The organism is Microbacterium sp. W4I20, from assembly GCF_030816505.1.
GTDB lineage: Bacteria > Actinomycetota > Actinomycetes > Actinomycetales > Microbacteriaceae > Microbacterium.
This window is the reverse complement of record NZ_JAUSYB010000001.1, coordinates 1,086,561-1,104,421: the sequence shown is the minus strand read 5'-3', so window position 1 is coordinate 1,104,421 and position 17,861 is coordinate 1,086,561. Positions and strand designations below refer to the sequence as shown.

Annotated in this window: 18 protein-coding genes; 11 read left to right on the top strand and 7 right to left on the bottom strand. The window is 65.1% G+C overall.

From position 1 onward, the window contains the following. Positions 1 to 5: 5 nt before the first annotated feature. Entirely contained in the window at positions 6 to 1,283 is a 1,278-nt protein-coding gene (xseA, locus tag QFZ21_RS05415; protein ID WP_307375188.1) for an exodeoxyribonuclease VII large subunit, read from the bottom strand. Positions 1,284 to 1,395: 112 nt separating this feature from the next. Between xseA and QFZ21_RS05410 the strand changes: the two genes are divergently transcribed. The 3 genes from QFZ21_RS05410 (at position 1,396) to QFZ21_RS05400 (ending at position 4,036) form a co-directional block, all read left to right on the top strand. Beyond that, on the top strand, positions 1,396 to 2,439 hold the full coding sequence (locus QFZ21_RS05410) for a 4-hydroxy-3-methylbut-2-enyl diphosphate reductase (protein WP_373426038.1): 1,044 nt from the start codon (positions 1,396 to 1,398) through the stop codon (positions 2,437 to 2,439). Position 2,440: 1 nt separating this feature from the next. After that, positions 2,441 to 3,232, top strand: a complete 792-nt coding sequence (locus tag QFZ21_RS05405; RefSeq protein WP_307375181.1) for an IclR family transcriptional regulator — start codon at positions 2,441 to 2,443, stop codon at positions 3,230 to 3,232. A 258-nt stretch (positions 3,233 to 3,490) separates the two neighbouring features. After that, positions 3,491 to 4,036 carry a DUF6264 family protein gene (locus tag QFZ21_RS05400; protein WP_307375178.1) on the top strand — a complete coding sequence of 182 codons (546 nt, stop codon included), beginning with the start codon at positions 3,491 to 3,493 and terminating at the stop codon, positions 4,034 to 4,036. A 66-nt stretch (positions 4,037 to 4,102) separates the two neighbouring features. Here QFZ21_RS05400 and fbaA read toward each other — a convergent pair whose 3' ends face one another. After that, positions 4,103 to 5,131, bottom strand: coding sequence for a class II fructose-bisphosphate aldolase (gene fbaA / locus QFZ21_RS05395; protein ID WP_307375175.1), 1,029 nt, complete (start codon positions 5,129 to 5,131; stop codon positions 4,103 to 4,105). 185 nt (positions 5,132 to 5,316) lie between these two features. Here fbaA and glpX point away from each other — a divergent pair, with 185 nt between their 5' ends. Beyond that, complete coding sequence (gene glpX, locus QFZ21_RS05390; protein WP_307375172.1) at positions 5,317 to 6,303, top strand: class II fructose-bisphosphatase; 987 nt, start codon at positions 5,317 to 5,319, stop codon at positions 6,301 to 6,303. A gap of 159 nt (positions 6,304 to 6,462) precedes the next feature. After that, positions 6,463 to 6,750: a hypothetical protein gene (locus tag QFZ21_RS05385; protein ID WP_307375169.1), complete on the top strand. Its 288-nt coding sequence runs from the start codon at positions 6,463 to 6,465 to the stop codon at positions 6,748 to 6,750. Between the two features lies 1 nt (position 6,751). Here the strand turns inward: QFZ21_RS05385 and QFZ21_RS05380 are convergent, their stop codons facing one another. Both QFZ21_RS05380 and QFZ21_RS05375 read right to left on the bottom strand, forming a co-directional pair. Further along, a complete protein-coding gene (locus QFZ21_RS05380) occupies positions 6,752 to 8,056 on the bottom strand; it encodes a DNA recombination protein RmuC (protein ID WP_307375166.1) in 1,305 nt (434 codons plus the stop codon). 61 nt (positions 8,057 to 8,117) lie between these two features. After that, positions 8,118 to 8,732, bottom strand: a complete 615-nt coding sequence (locus QFZ21_RS05375) for a 3'-5' exonuclease (RefSeq protein ID WP_307375164.1) — start codon at positions 8,730 to 8,732, stop codon at positions 8,118 to 8,120. A gap of 59 nt (positions 8,733 to 8,791) precedes the next feature. On the opposite strand from QFZ21_RS05375, the gene QFZ21_RS05370 reads away from it, so the two are divergent. Together QFZ21_RS05370 and QFZ21_RS05365 are read left to right on the top strand one after the other, a co-directional pair. Next, a complete protein-coding gene (locus QFZ21_RS05370; protein ID WP_307375162.1) occupies positions 8,792 to 9,532 on the top strand; it encodes a class I SAM-dependent methyltransferase in 741 nt (246 codons plus the stop codon). Between the two features lie 82 nt (positions 9,533 to 9,614). Continuing rightward, the gene (locus QFZ21_RS05365; RefSeq protein ID WP_307375160.1) at positions 9,615 to 10,094 is read left to right on the top strand and encodes a hypothetical protein; all 480 of its coding nucleotides are present in this window, start codon (positions 9,615 to 9,617) and stop codon (positions 10,092 to 10,094) included. A gap of 13 nt (positions 10,095 to 10,107) precedes the next feature. On the opposite strand, the gene QFZ21_RS05360 is transcribed toward QFZ21_RS05365, so the two are convergent. Then, entirely contained in the window at positions 10,108 to 10,398 is a 291-nt protein-coding gene (locus QFZ21_RS05360) for a hypothetical protein (RefSeq protein ID WP_307375156.1), read from the bottom strand. 253 nt (positions 10,399 to 10,651) lie between these two features. On the opposite strand from QFZ21_RS05360, the gene ychF reads away from it, so the two are divergent. Beyond that, positions 10,652 to 11,725 (top strand): redox-regulated ATPase YchF, encoded by a 1,074-nt coding sequence (ychF, locus tag QFZ21_RS05355; protein ID WP_307375153.1) that lies wholly within the window; start codon positions 10,652 to 10,654, stop codon positions 11,723 to 11,725. A 794-nt stretch (positions 11,726 to 12,519) separates the two neighbouring features. Here the strand turns inward: ychF and QFZ21_RS05350 are convergent. After that, on the bottom strand, positions 12,520 to 13,056 hold the full coding sequence (locus tag QFZ21_RS05350) for a hypothetical protein (RefSeq protein WP_307375150.1): 537 nt from the start codon (positions 13,054 to 13,056) through the stop codon (positions 12,520 to 12,522). 189 nt (positions 13,057 to 13,245) lie between these two features. Between QFZ21_RS05350 and QFZ21_RS05345 the strand changes: the two genes are divergently transcribed. The 3 genes from QFZ21_RS05345 to QFZ21_RS05335 all read left to right on the top strand — a co-directional run bounded on the left by QFZ21_RS05345 (position 13,246) and on the right by QFZ21_RS05335 (position 15,822). Continuing rightward, entirely contained in the window at positions 13,246 to 14,064 is an 819-nt protein-coding gene (locus tag QFZ21_RS05345; protein ID WP_307375147.1) for a recombinase family protein, read from the top strand. Between the two features lie 87 nt (positions 14,065 to 14,151). After that, entirely contained in the window at positions 14,152 to 15,297 is a 1,146-nt protein-coding gene (locus QFZ21_RS05340) for a DUF262 domain-containing protein (protein ID WP_307375144.1), read from the top strand. 75 nt (positions 15,298 to 15,372) lie between these two features. Continuing rightward, positions 15,373 to 15,822, top strand: coding sequence for a HEPN domain-containing protein (locus QFZ21_RS05335; RefSeq protein WP_307375142.1), 450 nt, complete (start codon positions 15,373 to 15,375; stop codon positions 15,820 to 15,822). Positions 15,823 to 15,947: 125 nt separating this feature from the next. On the opposite strand, the gene QFZ21_RS05330 is transcribed toward QFZ21_RS05335, so the two are convergent. Then, on the bottom strand, positions 15,948 to 17,696 hold the full coding sequence (locus tag QFZ21_RS05330; RefSeq protein WP_307375140.1) for a hypothetical protein: 1,749 nt from the start codon (positions 17,694 to 17,696) through the stop codon (positions 15,948 to 15,950). Positions 17,697 to 17,861 lie beyond the last annotated feature (165 nt).

Below are 17,861 nucleotides of genomic sequence, written 5' to 3'. Positions count from 1 at the left end.
CCGTCTCAGGATCCCTCGGGGATCTCGCCCTCGGATCGGGCGGCCACCGATCCCCGCTCGACCGTGATGGTCAGGGCGCTGCCGGCCGGTGCATCCGCCGCATCGCGCAGGATCACGCCGCCTTCCAGGTGCGCGATGGCATAGCCGCGGGCCAGGGTCGCCGCGGGCGACAGGGCACGGAGTGATGCCCGGAGCTCGCTGGTGCGTCGGCCGGCGGTGTCGAGCTGCCGCGTGAGTGAATCGCGGCCCCGCGACAGCAGCAACCACAGCTCCTGCGCTCGCCCGTCGATGATCGGCGCGGGGGAGCGCAGCACCGGTCGGGACCGCAGCTGTTCGAGCTGTGCGATGTCGTGGGACAGCCGCTGCGTGAGACGGGTGGTCGCGCGCGAACGTAGCTGCCCGATCAGCGCGTGCTGCTCGCCCACGTCAGGCACGACGCGTTTGGCGGCATCGGTCGGCGTCGAGGCGCGGAGGTCGGCGACATCGTCGAGCAGCGGATGGTCGTTCTCATGACCGATCGCACTGACGATGGGAGTGGATGCCGCGGCCACGGCCCTCACCAGTCGTTCGTCGCTGAAGCCGAGGAGGGTCTGCGGGTCGCCGCCACCGCGGGCGATGATGATGACGTCGACCTCGGGATCGGCGTCGAGGCGCCGGAGGGCGGCGAGCGTGTCGGGCACGCAGCGGTCTCCCTGCACGGCGGCGTACTCGGTGCGGAACCTCACCTGCGGCCAGCGGAGCTCGGCGTTGCGGTGGACATCCTTCTCGGCATCCGACCGTTCGCCCGTGATCAGGCCGACGACGTGCGGGAGGAAGGGGAGGCGCTTCTTGCGCGCGGGGTCGAACAGGCCCTCCTGACGCAGCTGAGCGCGCAGCTTCTCGAGCCGCTCGAGCTGATCGCCGAGCCCGACGTGCTTCATCGCCGAGACGGCGAAGCTGAAATCGCCGGACTTGACGAAGTAGTCGGCCTTCACGGCGGCGACCACATGATCGCCCACACCGAGGTCGGACGGGATGCGCGCGCGGACGCTCGACCACACGCGGATCGAGATCTGAGAGTCGGACTGGGTGTCCTTCAGCCGGGCGAAGACGTTGCCCCCGCGCAGATTCCAGGACGTGATCTCGCCCTCGACCCAGACGGTGTTCCACCGCGCGATGAAGTCGCGGATGGTCGCATTGAGCCGCGCCACCGACGTGGGTGCGGCGGACGTCGAGTCGCGCGGTGCGACGGCGTCGGCGGGCGGAGACTCGCCCGGACCCGCGGCCGCTTCGAAGACTGTCATCTGCTCCCGTTCCGTGCAGTCGCGCCGCGCAGCGGCTTCCCGGCCTTCCCCAGCTGTGCGCCGGTAGAATCGAGGGGTGACTTCGACTGCCGTTCATCTCCCCGTCCCTCGCATCCCACGCGTGCGCGCGGCGGCAGGGCGGCTTCAGGATAACCCGATCGTCGGACACAAGCGGATTCTGCTCGCCGCCCCGCGCGGTTACTGCGCGGGCGTCGACCGTGCCGTGGTCGCGGTGGAGAAGGCCCTCGAGCGCTACGGCGCACCGGTCTACGTGCGCAAGCAGATCGTGCACAACATCCACGTCGTCACCGAGCTCGAGGCCAAGGGCGCCATCTTCGTCGAAGAAGTCGACGAGGTGCCGGCTGGAGCGCACGTCGTCTTCAGCGCGCACGGAGTCTCTCCGGCCGTCGTGAGCGCGGCATCCGAGCGAGGGCTGCATGCGATCGACGCGACCTGCCCGCTGGTCACGAAGGTGCACCGCGAGGCCGTGCGCTTCGCACGCGACGACTTCGAGATCCTCCTCATCGGTCATGAGGGGCATGAAGAGGTCGAGGGCACCGCGGGCGAGGCGCCGGAGCATGTGACGGTCGTCAACTCGCCGGAGGAAGCCGACACCGTGCAGGTGAAGGACCCGTCGAAGGTCGTCTGGCTCTCGCAGACCACGCTGTCGGTCGACGAGACCATGGAGACGGTGAATCGCCTGCGCCTGCGTTTCCCGGAGCTGCACAGCCCGCCGTCCGACGACATCTGCTACGCCACCCAGAACCGTCAGGTCGCGATCAAGAAGGTCGCGGCGAACGCGGACCTGGTGATCGTCGTCGGTTCATCGAACTCGTCGAACAGCGTGCGCCTCGTCGAAGTGGCCCTCGAATACGGCGCCAAGGCGGCGTATCGTGTCGACTACGCCGAAGAGGTCCGGCAGGAATGGCTCGACGGCGTGGAGACCGTCGGCGTCACGAGCGGGGCATCCGTGCCCGAGGTGCTCGTCCGAGAGGTCCTCGACGCTCTCAGCGATGCCGGGTACCGGGACGTCGAAGAAGTGAAGACCGCGGAGGAGGATCTCATGTTCTCTCTCCCGAAGGAGCTGCGCCAGGACTCCGCGGGCCAGCGCGATGCGCGCGCTCTCGGTGGTCGCGCTTCAGGAGCCGGCGGCTAAGGTGAACGCGGCGGAAGCCGAACCCACCCTCATCGGGTCGGTGCAGCGCGCTCTCCGCCTCGTCGACATCGTCGCCAACTCGCCCCGGCCTCTTCCCGCGAAGATGCTGATCGCAGCCACGGGGCTGACGGCGGGGACGACGTACAACCTGGTGCGCACCCTCATCCACGAGGGGTATCTGGCATCCGAGCCGGACGGGTTGGTGCTGGGTGCCCGATTCCCTTCTTTCCAGCAGCAGATCGACTCCCGCGGCGTCTTCCTCGCCCGCGTCCGAGGCGCGCTCCGCGACGTGACCGAGGAGCTCGGCGCCACCGCGTACCTCTCCCGCTTCGACGACGGCGAGATGCATCTGGTGGACATCGTCGACGCGGTGCAGAATCCGCGGGTCGAACTCTGGGTGGGGCTGCAGTCCAGTGCACATGCGACCGCGCTCGGCAAGCAGATCCTGGCAGAGCTCTCCGACGAGCATCGGTTGGACTACCTGTCGCGGCATCGGCTGGAGGAGCTCACCCCTCGGACGATCAGCGACCGGAAGACCCTGCTGACGCAGCTCGATCGCTCTCGAGGCTGGGTGCTCGACCAGGAGGAGTACGCGATCGGCGCGACGTGCGTCGCGGTGCCGGTGATCGCCCCGAACATCACGGCCTCGCTGGCCATCTCGCTCCCGACGGATCAGGCGGTCGTGGATCGCGCGATGGTGACGAGTCTGCAGAGCGCTGCACGCCGGCTCTCGCTGCGACTCGGCGCGGACACGTGGGACACGGGCTCCTCGAAGCCCGATTTCACTATCTGAAGAATCCGCTCTGGTGCGGCGGCATCCGCTTTCCTATGATCGGACATGTAGTCGTCTGTGCAAACGGCACTACAGGTTCGCGGAGGGTCCCCAGCCTTCTGCAACCCACTTGGATGACGAGCGTCCCCAGCGTTCAGAATCCGCGGCCCCGAGGAGTCCCCAATTCTCCGGGGCCGCCATCATTTTCCGGTCCGGATGCCTCAGCGTTGAGGTCGCAGGCTGTGAAGCGCTCCGAGCCCGGCGGATTAGCATGGCGGGATGACCGATCAGCGTCCTCAGTACGGCGAACTCGCGACCCCCGAGGAACAGCGGAGGGCGGCGGGCCTCCCGCCGCTGGACGAGGTCGTGGTCACGCCCGTGCCACCCGCGCCTCCCGCCGCCCCGCCCGCCGCGATGAATGCCGCCCCCGTGGCCGACGTCGCCGCGCCCCGTCGGCGTCCCGTCGATCGGCTCGTGACGATCGGTCTCCTCGCGTACGGCCTGGTCAACGTGGTCGTCACGGCGCTGTCTTACCTCGATCTCACGAGGGTGATGAACGACACCATGAAGATCCTCGGGATCGAGGGAGAGTTCACGAACTACAGCCAGGGCAGGCTCTGGGGAACGATCGCCGCCGTCGTCCTGATCGTCGGCTGGTCGCTCACCGCGGGGGCGTCGATCCGGCGGCTGCGCCGCGGCAAGATCACCTGGTGGGTGCCTCTGGTCGGCGCCGTCGTGACGATGTTGATCGCATCGATCTGCCTGACGGTGCCGATGTTCGGGGATCCTGCCTTCGGGGCGTATCTCGAGAACATCGGTCGCTGACACCGCGAGCCACAAGCAGAAAGGGGTGCCCGGCCATCGGCCGGACACCCCTTTGCTTCGGCTGACTCAGCTCTGAGACTGGCCGTACGAGCCCAGCTGACGCGTGGACTGCACGACGCGGGCGGCCATCGCGGTCTCCGCGATCTTGCCCCAGGCGCGAGGGTCGTACTGCTTCTTGTTGCCGACCTCGCCGTCGACCTTCAGGACGCCGTCGTAGTTCTTGAACATGTAGTCGGCGATCGCGCGGGTGTAGGCGTACTGCGTGTCGGTGTCGATGTTCATCTTGATGACGCCGTTCGCCACCGCGAGGGCGATCTCGTCGTCGGTCGAGCCGGAGCCGCCGTGGAAGACGAGGTCGAGGGGCTTCGCGCCGGTGTTGTACTTCGCGGCAACCTGCTCCTGGATCTCGCCGAGGAGCTCGGGGCGGAGCTTCACGCCACCCGGCTTGTAGACGCCGTGCACGTTGCCGAAGGTGAGCGCGGCGATGTAACGCCCCTGCTCGCCGAGGCCCAGCGCCTGCACGGCCTGGTCGACGTCGGCGAAGGTCGTGTAGAGAGCGTCGTTCGATCCCTCGTGTGCGACGCCGTCCTCTTCGCCGCCGACGACGCCGATCTCGACCTCGAGGATGGCGTTGATCGCCTTCATGCGGGGGAGGATGTCCTTGGCGATCTCGATGTTCTCCGCGAGGGGGACGGCCGAGCCGTCCCACATGTGGGACTGGAAGATCGGGTTGCGGCCGGCCTTGACCTCTTCTTCAGAGGCGGAGATCAGCGGCTCGACGAAGCCGGCGAGGGCATCCTTCGGGCAGTGGTCGGTGTGCAGCGCCACGGTCACCGGATAGTTCTTGGCGACCTCGGTGGCGAAGCGCGCGAAGGCGAGGGCGCCAGTGGCGCGGGCCTTGACGGTGTGGCCGGCGAAGTAGTCGGCGCCACCCGTCGTGACCTGGATGATGCCGTCGGAGCCGGCCTCGGTCAGGCCCTGGAGGACGGAGTTGATCGTCTGCGAGCTGGAGACGTTGAAAGCGGGGTACGCGAAGCCGCCGGCCTTCGCGCGGTCGAGCATTTCGGCGTACTGATCCGGGGTGGCGACGGGCATGAGAACTCCTGCGTTAGGGGAAGCCGGGACAGCAGTCACTCTATCGGGGTGCGTGGGCGGATGCCGCGGGCAGAGGCCCCGACAGCCGGGCGTGCTCCTACGCCTCTGTTAAGAACTGCGATTCCTTCATCGGATATCCGCCGAAAGCCCGGTGCTTTGCGTGCTTCGATGGCTAGGCTGGCCGCATGGTGAGTCTGACAGCCGATCTGAGCCCGCTCCATCCCGACCGCAACCTCGCGATGGAGTTGGTGCGCTCCACGGAGGCCGCTGCCATCCGCGCGGTGCCCTTCATCGGACGCGGTGCGAAGGAGGCGGCCGACGGGGCCGCCGTCGACGCGATGCGTGCGTTCCTCGGCACCGTCGACTTCCAGGGGCGGGTCGTGATCGGCGAGGGCGAGAAGGACAACGCCCCCATGCTCTTCAACGGCGAGATCGTCGGTACCGGACGGGGACCGCTCTGCGACATCGCGGTCGACCCGATCGACGGCACGTCCCTCACCGCAGCAGGTCGTCAGAACGCCCTGTCCGTGATCGCGGTGTCCGACCGTGGCACGATGCTCGATGCGTCGAGCGTCTTCTACATGGACAAGCTCGTCACCGGCCCCGCGGGTGTCGGTGTGGTCGACATCCGTCTGCCCATCGGGGAGAACATCCGCAAGCTCGCCGGAGCGCTCGGCAAGCCCGTCGACGAGATCGTCGTCTCCGTGCTGAACCGTCCGCGCCACGAGCAGCTGATCCAGGACATCCGCGATGCGGGTGCCGGCACCCGCCTGATGAGCGACGGCGATGTCGCCGGCGGCATCAACGCCGCCCGCCACGACGCGCGCACCGACATGTGCGTCGGCGTCGGCGGCAGCCCGGAGGGCATCGTCACGGCCTGCGCCATCAAGGCGCTCGGCGGACACATCCAGGGCATTCTCTGGCCGCGGGATGACGACGAGCGCCAGCGCGGGATCGACGCCGGGCTCGACATGGACAAGGTGTATGAGGCCGACGATCTCGTGCAGGGCAAGAACACGATCTTCGTCGCGACCGGCGTGACCGACGGCCAGCTCGTCGCCGGGGTCCGCCGCGAGCGTGGATTCGTCTACACGGAGAGCGTCGTACTGCGTGGTGCCTCGGGCACGCTGCGCCGGATCGCGTCGGAGCACCTCGTCTCCAAGTGGCTCTGAGCCGCAGCACGAACGGCTGAGCGCGGTCATCGTTACCGACCCGGTATCGGGTCGAATCGTCGCGATCCCCGCTTCTGCGGAGTGCCGTGTCACAATTGTCACTGGGTTTGTCGCCGTCGACGGAGCCGCCAGGCACCGCAGGCGCAGGAGGGCGAACAGATGACAACGCAGCACACGAGTGGCTCCAAGGCCGCCCCGACGAAGATCGTCACGACCAATACCGGGCGCATCCTCCGGGTGAGCGCCGACGCGGAAGTGGTCGCTCCGGCGCCTTCCGCAGCGAACCCGCCCACGGCCGTCAGCGACCCGGCCCGCCGCGCAGACGTGCTCTTTCGCAAGCGTCTCGACGAAGGTCATGAGATCAGCGCCTGGTGGATGATCGGCGCGTTCCTCGCCACCAGCGGTCTGGTGATCCTGCTGCTGAGCGGCGTCCCCGGCGTCGCCTGACCTAGCCCTCGTTCAACCGCGCTCTGACGTCGCCGACGTCGGCGATCAGTGCGGTGTCGTCGGACTCAGCTCTCGCAACCGTGGGTGCGTCGGCTTCATGCTCTCTGCGTATGTCGGTCGACCCATCGCTTTCGGTGCTGATCAGTTCCGGCGCGGTGAAGCGCCGGGTGACTCCTGCCGTGACAACCGGCGCGGTCGCCAGCGCTGAGGCATCGATGCCAGGAAACTGCCGGGCAGTCACCAACACCCGGGTCTCGAGGGAACCGGCGAACTTGTTGTAGCTGTCGACCGTGCGCTCCAGCGCGCGACGCAGGTCGTCGGCGTGACCGGCGAGCGTGCCGAGTCGGTCGTAGAGCTGAGTACCGAGGTTGAGCAGCGTTCGCGCCTCGGTCGACACCTCCTGCTGTGTCCAGGTGTAGGCCACGGTCTTCAGCACCGCCCAGAGGTTCACGGGCGAGGCCAGGGCCACGCGGTGATTGAAGGCGTAGTCGAGCAGCGTCGGGTCTTCGTCGATCGCCGCGGCGAGCAGCGACTCGGTCGGGAGGAAGCAGATCACGAACTCGGGGCTGGAGTCGAGGCCCGACCAATAGGCCTTCTTCGCGAGGGCGTCGATATGGGCTCGGACCGCCTTGACGTGCCGCTGCATGTGCGCGCGCCTCTGGGCCTCGTGCGCGTCACCGGCCGGCAGTGCGGCGGCCTCGAGGTAGGCATCGAGCGGAACTTTGGCGTCGACGGCGATGGAGGTGCCGCCGGCCAGGCGCACGACCATGTCGGGACGGCCTGTGCCACGGTCGGAGGAGATCGTGGACTGGAGGTCGAAGTCGACGTGCCGCGTGAGTCCCGCGGCCTCGACGACCCGCCGCAGCTGGGTCTCTCCCCAGACGCCGCGGGTCGACGTGGAGCGCAGTGCTCCTGCGAGGGACTCCGTCGTGGCGCGAAGAGCCTCATCGGACTCCTGGGCCCGGCGCAGCTGCTCGGCGAGGGTGCCGAACTGCGCCTGCCGCTCCTGCTCGATGGCGGTGACCTTCGACTGCATCTGCTGCAGGCTCTCGCGTACCGGGGCCAGCGCGGTCAGCACGGCGTTCTGCTGTTGCACGCGCTGCGCTTCGGCACGCTGCTCGGTGCGGGCGTGCTCGACGGCGTCGCGATAGAGGTCGTACTGTCGGTCGCGGTCATCGCGCGCGGCGGCCAGTTCGGCTTCGGCTCGGGCGAGATCCGCCGCTCCGCGCCCGGCACGCAGAAACCACCCCACAGCGACACCCGCCGCGAGTGCGGCGAGGACCAGAACGAGCGACAGAGCATCCATGTGTCCATGATGCGTCCGGCATCCGACATTCCGGCGCCGCCCCGCTCTGGCGGGGGAGGACTCAGGCGACCGCGCGCTCCAGGGCCGGTGCGGCGCGCTCCAGCGCGGGCGCGGCGGGTTCGGTCACGCGCACGTGCAGGGCATCCGCCAGGGCGAACACGTCGGAGGCCCCGAGGCGTCGGGCTGCATCGATCACGATGTGCGCGCACGCGCGGGCGTCGGCCAGGGCGTCGTGGTGCGGGAACTCCGCGAATCCCGCGGCGGCTGCGGCCTTCGGCAGGCGATACGAATCGAGCTGGTAGGTCTTGCGCGCGACCGCGAGGCTGCAGAGCGACCGGTACGGCGGGCACGACATGCCGGTGACCTCGGCGGCACGACGCAGCACGTTGAGGTCGAATCCGGCGTTGTGCGCGACGAGGACGTCGGCCCCGGCGAAGTCGCACAGCCGATCGAACTGCTCGGCCCAGGTCGCGGCCGACAGGACATCGCTCGGCTGGATGCCGTGGATCCGCACGTTCCACTCCTGGAACTCGTCATGCCCGGGAGGCGGCTGGATCAGCCATCCGGCGGTGGCGACGACCTCGCCACCGCGCACGCGGACGAGTCCGACGGAGCAGGCGGAGGCGGGGCTGGAGTTCGCGGTCTCGAAGTCGATCGCAGTGAAGTCCAGTGGCACGTGTCCACTCTCCCTCGCGACTTCTGCGGCAGATCGGAGGCTCGCCGTAGGCTGGCGACATGACGGAAGAGCAGGCGACATCCTTCGGCGTCCAGGCCCACAGCTACGAGGTCGGTCGCCCCGAGTACCCCTTCGACGCCGTCGCCTGGATGCTGGATGCGCTTCCGCACGGCTCCCGCCGCATCGCGGACGTCGGGGCCGGGACGGGCAAGCTCACCCGCACGCTGATCGGCGCGCCGGACGCCGAAGTCGTCGCCGTCGACCCCGATCCGGAGATGCTCGCGACGTTGCGCACGGCCGTCCCCGGAGTCCCCGCGTTCGTGGGTACGGCCGAAAAACTGCCGCTGCCGGATGACAGTGTCGACGCGGTCGTGCTCGGTCAGGCGTGGCATTGGGTGGATCCGGCTGCAGCATCCGTCGAGATCGGACGCGTGGTGCGGAGCGGGGGAGTCCTCGGCCTCATCTGGAACATCCGTGACGAGCGCGTCGAGTGGGTGCGACGACTGACCGAGATCATGCACGGGAGCAATGCCGAGATCATGCTGGCCGCCGGCGACCCGGTCGTCGCATCGCCGTTCGGGCCGCTCGGGCAGGAGCGGTGGGAGTGGAACCGTCCGATCACCCGTGAACTGCTGCACGCCATGGCTGCGTCTCGGAGCTACGTGATCACGGCATCCGATGAGGAGAAGGCACGCATCCGCCGCGACATGGATGCACTCTTCGACGAGCTCGGCCTGCACGGCGACGGGACGATCGACCTTCCCTACGTGACCCGCGCGTTCCGCGCCGTGCGCGACTGACTCCGCGCACAGTTCCCAGCAGCGGGCGAAGGGTGGACTCGACCCCTTTCTTTCAGTCCGGAGCGAAAGTACCGTTGTCGGCATGAACGGTCGTCAGAGGGACGTGCTCGGGATCATCCTTGTCGCATCCGTCGTCCTCAGCGGTTGCGCGGCGGCTCCAGCGCCGCAACCGCCTCCGACGACAGCCACACCCGACCCCAGCGATGCGCCCCTGGTGCCCGGTGCGCCGGCGACGTGGCAGCTCATCGACCCGGACAGCGTCACGTCGGACAGCACGACTCTCGAGGTAGAGGTGACCCGTCTCGACTGCGCGAACGGGGTGACCGGCGAACTGCTCGCTCCGGTGGTGACCTACGATGCGGATCGAGTAACGATCCGCATCGACGCGGAGCCGACAGGCAGCGGAGCCGCGAACTGCTTGGGCAATGATGCGGTGCCGGTCACCGTCACCCTTCGCGAGCCGGTGGGCGAGCGAACCTTGGTGGACGGCGCTTGCATCAGCACGGATGCCGAACGAACTGCGGCGTGCGAGAGCAGCGAGCGGGGTTCCGCGCAGTCCTAGATCGAGGCAGAGGTCACTCTTCGATCAAGCAGCGACCGCGGGTGTGGAACCACTCATCTGTGTTCCAATGCCACCCGTCGGGTGTGAAGCTGTCGGAGCGGACCCTTACGGACGAGAAGTAGGACGCACCGACCGTGAGGGAGTCCCAGTCCTGATCCGGGGCCGCGAAGTGCACCACGACCCCCTCGGCGGAGGCGACGAGGTCCTCGGTCGGCTGCAGCTCAAGGGCGTCATCTTCGTCCTCTGCGGCGTGGAAATACGCGTTCCAGTCATCCGCGTCGGGTACGCAGGTGACATAGTCCACGGAACCATCGGAGTTGACTCGCACAGCGGAGGGATGCGTAGCGGTACAGCCCGCGAGGGCGAGCGCTCCGACGAGCGCAGTGGATGCAACAGCGAGTCCTCTGCGCTTTTGCATGAACATGACCGTAGTCGGGCCGACAACGTCTCTCGTCTGCCGATACTCGATCGTTACGGCGCAAACCCGCCAGGGGCTCGGGATGCGACTGACTCCGCGCACAGTTCCGGGCAGCGCGCGACCGGTAGACTCGTCCTCCGTGGCTCTCACTATCGGCATCGTCGGCCTGCCCAACGTCGGCAAGTCCACCCTCTTCAACGCTCTCACCAAGAACGATGTGCTCGCGGCGAACTATCCGTTCGCGACGATCGAGCCGAACATCGGCGTGGTGAACCTGCCTGACCCGCGTCTCGACACGCTCGCCGAGATCTTCGGCAGCGAGCGCATCCTGCCGGCGGCCGTGTCGTTCGTCGACATCGCCGGCATCGTGCGCGGCGCGAGCGAGGGCGAGGGGCTCGGCAACAAGTTCCTCGCGAACATCCGCGAGGCCGACGCCATCGCGCAGGTCGTCCGCGGCTTCGCCGACGACGACGTCGTACACGTCGACGGTGCGGTGAACCCGGCATCCGATATGGAGACGATCAACGCCGAGCTCATGCTCGCCGACCTCGAGACAGTCGAGAAGGCGATCTCCCGGTACGAGAAGGAAGTGCGCGGCAAGAAGGCCGAGCCGATCGTGCTCGAGACGGCGATCGCCGCGAAGGACGCCCTGGAGCGCGGAGTGCTCCTGTCTGTCGCAGGCATCGACCTGACGCCCATCCGCGAACTGGGGCTGCTCACCTCGAAGCCCGTCATCTTCGTCTTCAACGTCGACGAGGGAGTGCTGACGGACGCTGCGCGCAAGGAAGAACTCGCCGCTCTGGTCGCTCCGGCGAAGGCCATTTTCCTCGACGCGAAGATCGAGTCCGAGCTGATCGATCTCGACCCTGAGGATGCCGCAGAGCTTCTGGCGTCGACCGGTCAGGACGAGTCGGGTCTGGACCAGCTCGCCCGGATCGGGTTCGACACGCTGGGGCTGCAGACGTATCTCACCGCCGGCCCGAAGGAGGCTCGCGCGTGGACGATCCCCAAGGGCTCGAAGGCACCGCAGGCCGCCGGAGTCATCCACACCGACTTCGAGAAGGGCTTCATCAAGGCGGAGATCGTCTCGTTCGACGACCTGGTCGAGACCGGCTCCGTCATCGAGGCCCGCGCCAAGGGCAAGGCGCGCCTCGAGGGCAAGGACTACGTCATGAAGGACGGCGACGTCGTGGAATTTAGATTTAACAACTAAACCGTTGGAATCTAGCTGCTTTTGCCGGGTGATTTGACACTGGAGATGTGTCAGATCTGGCCGCCTGTGTCGAGTCTGTGTCAAATCCGTTGGCATGACATCGCGCCAGGCTGCGATCTCAGCCCGTCGATGGTGCGATCCGTGTGATTGCTCGTCGGCGGGCTGTTTGCGTCTGAGATCGACGCCGAGAGTCTGTAGCTGACAGTCCCAGTCGCTTTGAGGCGCTGGCCGTGTGATTGTGCGCCTTCCGGCTACGAGTTCTTCAGGCGGGCAGCTACGGCCCTAACGCTGCGCGTCTCCGACCGGGCACATGAGGCCGGGGCAATGATGCTCCGGCCTTTGCCGTAGCTGCCCGCTCCTGCGCCCAGGCCGATAGCCTGCCATTCCTGCGCGGTAGATCACATCGTAGCCAGCGAGCTTGCAGGCGTTCACCAGGGATGGGTGGTTGAGACCAGTTATTCCCTGGATCAGATCAAACGCCTCGTCCTCCTCGCGGATGATGGAAGCGCCGATGAGCGAGATACGGAAAGCCTCGGCTGGTGCCGCGCCGATAAGGGACCGAGTCATGTAGTCCACCGCCATGCCGACAGCGATGAGTGCACATTTTCGATCGTGTGGTCGAGTGGCGATGGCCTTCCATCATCGAGCCGGACAACCTCCATGGCTCGCGGATTGATGTAGCCGCCTCTCGGTTGCTTCACTTGCCTCACTCTTGCAACAACAGACGCCATCGGCTTCCCTCTCAGGATTTGAGTTCTTGCTTGCTGTTCCGATGGCGCGTCAGCGCCGTGGAGTCATGCCGACGGCATCGGGGGGAGCTTGCCGTCCTTGCCGAGGTAGCCCAGCACCAGGACAGCCACGGTAGCTCCCGCGGCGATCGTCGCGATCTTCCCGAAGGTGCGCTCGTTGCCTGCTCTTGTGCTGGATTCGCTATCTCCGACCGTGCCAGCCATGCGCTCGCCGGCCTCGATGAACTCAAGCCGCTCTTTCGCTGTTAGTCCTTCGCGGTCCAGCTCCTTTTCGATGAGCTTTATAACCCGATCGGCTGTGTCCTTGGTTCGTCCGGCGCTTCGGTCTCCGGCTACGAAGAAGTCACTCACTCCCTCGCGCATGGCTCGGAATCCGTCACCAAGGCGCGAGAGGGCTTCGGGGTCGAGCCTGACCTTGCGCAGCAACGGAGCCGGATCCTTGATCAGTTCCTCAGCATCTTCGAGAATCTGCTCATCTGTTTCGCTCTGCTCGTCCGCCTGCTTCTGAGCAGTCGGCTCGTTGAAGTCCTCCGACGGCTCGGGAGATCCCGGCTCATCGTGGGCGTTGGTGCCGTCGGTCATCTGATCCCCAATCGTGGCGCTTGCCCAAATGATAGCGGTCGGCTCGGACGCTCTGTTGTTGCGCGGGATTCCACACTTCGGGTGGTTGCTAATCGAGCGTTTGGCAACTACCCCCAGAATCGACCGATTCAGCATGCATAGCGATATGTCTAAATGTGGTTGCTAAGAATCACCGGAAAGGGGAGAAACATGCGTGATTGCTACCGGCCGGGCTACATCCGGGTCAGCACAAAGGAACAGGAACTCGGACTCGAATCGCAGTTTCAGCAGCTCATCGACTACGGGGTGAAGAAGGAAGACATCTTCGTGGATCGTGGTGTCAGCGGGACATCGAACTTCCACTCTGAGCGGATGGAAGCTCTCATGCTGGCTGTCCGCGGTGATCGAGAGAAGCACAACCGCAAGATCGAGGTCGTGGTCGCGAAGTTGGATCGCTGGGGCCGTGATCCCGAGGAGACGATTGCTCTTCTCAAGGAGCTTCATGTCTCGGGGGCATGCCTCACCTCGCTCGGTGAGAACATCCACATGGTGAACCCCGACAGCGGCACTGGAATGCTCATCGTTCGCATCATGCTGGCTGTTGCTGCTCAGGAGCGAGATCGGATTGCCGAACGAACCCGAGACTCGCTGGTCGCTGTTCGTGCCCGCGGCATTCCTCTCGGTCCTCCGCCCAAGCTGACCAGCAATGATGTGGCCTGGATTCGAGACAAGCATGAGAAGGAGAAGTGGGGAGCAAAGCGCATCGCCAAGGCGCTTCCGGCAGCGCGGAATGTCGAAGTCAGCAAATATACGGTGCAGCGGGTTCTCGGTCAGGTCAGCCGAGCAACGCCCTATGTGCCGAAGGACAACCACAAGTATGTGGCGCGAGCTGGAGCCGCTGCGGAGAAGCGAGCAAAGGCTGCTGCTCGGGTGAGGCCGGGCTATGACCCAGAAGTTGCGGCCGCTGAAGCACAAGCTCGGCTACTAGCCGCTGACGCAAGGGACGCGGAGGAGGCAGGCATGGACTGATGTGCGACACAGCAGGAGGCCGGGGATTTTCATTGAAGGTCGATCCCCGGCCTCCTGCGTGTGTCCGAACATCGGTAGTCTGGCCGCATGAGTATGGAAACCCCGCCATTCGTCGAACTCAAGGACGATCAAGACCCGGCCGAGTTGGAGCCGGAGCTTCTGACAGACGAAGAGCTGGATGCCGTCCTCGAGTCCGAGGGCGAAGCCGAGGCGGTCACCTACCAGGGGACTGATTTCGACGCAGAAGGACTCGTCCGGCGACTGGACAGAAAAGACATCGTGATCCCGAGCTTCGGCCACGGGGACGATGAAGTTGAGTTGGCCTCATTCCAGCGGAGTTTCGTCTGGACTCGGCCACAAATGGACAGGTTCATCGAGTCGCTGTTGCTCGGGTTCCCGGTTCCGGGGATCATGCTCGTTCAGCAGTCGGACAAGAGGTATTTGGTTCTCGACGGTCAGCAGCGCCTGCGGACCCTCCAGGCCTTCTACAACGGCATCCACCGCCAGCGCGAGTTCGCCCTCGAGAATGTTGCAGAAGAGTTCCGAGGGCTGACCTACAAGACCCTCTTGCCCGCGCAGAAGCGTGTGCTCGACAACAGCTTCATTCAAGCCACCATCGTCAAGACCGATGGGACTGCTGAATCCCGCGAGTCCGTCTACCAGATCTTCGAGCGCCTCAACTCGGGTGGCACCCAGCTCACCCCCCATGAGATCCGGATCGCTCTCTACCCCGGGCAGTTCGTGGACTTCCTCGGTGAGCTAAACGGCATCGACTCCTGGCGGAACATCTACGGTTCCGTTTCTCCTCGTGTTCGAGACCATGAGCTTCTCTTGCGAGTCGTGGCGCTCTATGTCAGCTCGGAAGAGTATTTCCGACCGTTGAAGCGGTTCCTCAATACCTTCCTGGGACGGCATCGCACTCTCGACAAGCTTTCAGCGGATGACATTCGCCATCACTTCACGAAGGCCATCAACGCCCTCGATGAGGCCGGCGCTAGGGACTACCTGCGCCCTCCGCGTGCTCGACTGAATGTGGCAACCTTCGACGCGGTCATGGTCGGCGCGATGCGACGCGTTGCGGCAAGCGGAGTCATCACCGCTCAAGAGGTTGAGGCCGCCCTTGATCTTCTGCGAGAGGACGCTGAGTTCGCGGACGCGACCTCCACGCAGACTGATACCGAAGAGAATGTTCGGAACCGGCTCCGCATCGCGACAGCGGCGTTTGCGAAATGACCAAGAGCATCCGGTGGCCTCCGCCGGATCTGCGACGCTTGGAGCGGTCGCTCGACGAACTGGCTGAATCTATCCGTGAACGGCCAGAGCATCGCACCGACGATGAACAGGTTTTGGCTCGTGAGGTTCCTTGTTGTTCGCTCCTGCGGCTACTTGGAGCAGGTGATGCACCACTGCGCGATGGGGCATCTGCAAGAAATGTCCTATGGCACCGCTCGGTCTTACTCGCTTTCCTGGCTTGGCCGCAGCATCAACCCGTCGGTAGAGAACATCCGCAGCACGCTGGGACGATTCGATGCGGGCTTCGTTGAAGAGTTTGAAACCATGCTGACCGAAGGCAACGGGGAACTCGCCAACGATCTTGGCGCGCTCATCACCAAGCGGCACGCTATCGCCCACGGTGAGAATGAGGGACTAGGGGATCGCCGTGCGTTGGACCTCTACCAAGTCTCGAAGCAGCTCGCGGACTGGATGATCGTAAGACTTAGTCCTGTTCCCGGCTGGGGAAGTTCCTTCGCCCGGTAGCTTTCGATCTCATCAGTGGCGATGCCGTCAGCGTTCACAGGCGACAGTCTGCGACAGTCGCTCAGCGCTCGCGAACATTCACACCGATCGAGCATCGACGGGCTGAGATCGCCTCCCAGCGATGATCAGTATTCGAAGCCCCCAGGCCCTACGCCCTGATCCATCACATGGCCGTAGCGTTCGAGCGTGAAAGAGCTGTCATGGTGTCCCATCTCTCGGGCGATCAGGGGGAGTGGCACTCCAGCTTGAATCCGGGAGCTGACCGCCCAGTGCCTGAGGCCGTGGTGAGTCCAGCCTTTACGCCCCTTGGCGTTGGTCCGGTGCTCTGGGTGCTCATCGAACTCCTGTTCCACATAGTCGTAGAGCGTGTTGGCGTGTTTGGCATAGTTGCTCTGCGCCTGGTAGGTGCCATCGCCCTCCACGAGGGCGATGCTCTTGCGCCATCCGGGATCGATCTGCACCATAGGCGTTCCGGTTGCTCTTGTCCTTGCCGGGTTCCTCGTCGGGAACATCAACAACTCCCGAAAGTCCTTGATCCGAGCACCCAGCGAGTTTCGGTGCTTGATGGCCGGATGGTTCCACAGCTCCTTCAGACGCAGCCAGAGTAGATAGTTGAGCGGTGTGAATCCGGCTCGCCACAGCCTGATCGACTCTTCTTCGGTGGCTTCCCAGAGAGAGATAGACCTATCCTCGAACCTTGGCTCAGAGCGCTCGATGAGGGGGCGCTGTGAGCCGTAGCCGGTGCTGTTCCAGTTGGGAAGGAACGCTGGCAGGTGAACGATGCGACTCTTCTCCACGCCCTTGGTTCCAGTGATCCAGATCTTGCCTCGGCTCCCTTGGCTCGCCTGTTCAGAGACATCCAGCCTGCCGGAGTAGTTGAGGGAGCCGTCAGAGTTAGTCGCCCCCAGCTCCCAGTTCAGTGAGTGGATCAAAGACACATCAGCTGGCTCAAGAAAGTGCCGCACTCGCAGGGCTAGAACCTCTCCGATCCTTAGCCCGCCTCCTGCTCCCAGCGCTACGGCTAGTCCGATCTGCCGATACCTGCTTGCCAGCTCCATGGTTTCGGCTCGGCGCCTGCCCTCAGGATTCTTGTAGTGCTTCGGGATTCCCCGCCTGTGGCTCTCCGTCCACTCCGCAGGAAGGCCACGAATGAAGCGATCCTCCAGAGGATGGACCAGGCCGGTGCCTGATTCTGATCTCACGCTCCCGGAGCGATAGTGCGGCAGGCCGCTCCTCTTATCTATGTCTGTGTATTCGGGATCGTTGAGCGGCCCTTGCTGAAGCGTATGGTTCGCAGTGATGATCAGAGCTGCAACAAACTTGCTGCTAGGGATGTCGCCTCGTTCTACCTTCTGGTTCCTCTTGCCGGAGGCATTGCCCGAGAGCGCGATCGCTCGAACCAGGCTTTCGACCTTCTTCTCTATTCGTATCGGATCTCGTTCTAGCCATCCGCCGCTGTGGCGCAGGATTCCTCGAAGAAGTGTGCGCGCCTTCTCCTGCTGTCCTCTGCTGTGCCCCCTGAAATCAACCTTGGCGATGTCTACAGGAGACACCTGAGTGATGGGACGGCTGCCGTAGCGCTCTGTGAACTTGGCGGCGAGGTAGGAGTAGTGATCGTAGGTTCGGCTTGACCACTCCGAACGATTCGCTGTCAGCCAGAGGTCGACAGTCTCTTGAAGCGTCGGTGGTGTGTCGCCGTTTCTCCAGCCTTCTACATACTCACCGCTGAGATGCCGGGCCTTGTCCTCGGCCTCTTCTCTGGTCTTTCCGCCGCTGGTTGTCTTGCGCTTGTTGGTGGCTCGGTCGATGTAGGTGATTCGCCAAGACTTGTATTTCTCGGTTGGCTCGTAGATCGTGGCCTCTGTGCCGCGCACTGGAATCCCCTTCGCCATGAGTCGCTTCCCTCGCATGGTTGTGTCACGCCGTATGTGTCAAGATGTATGACAAGGGCTGCGAGCCGCATAATTTCGGGCTTTTCGCAGTTGGGTGATGCATAAATCAGTGAGTTACGCTTCAACAACTGAGGCGGGCTAGAGGCG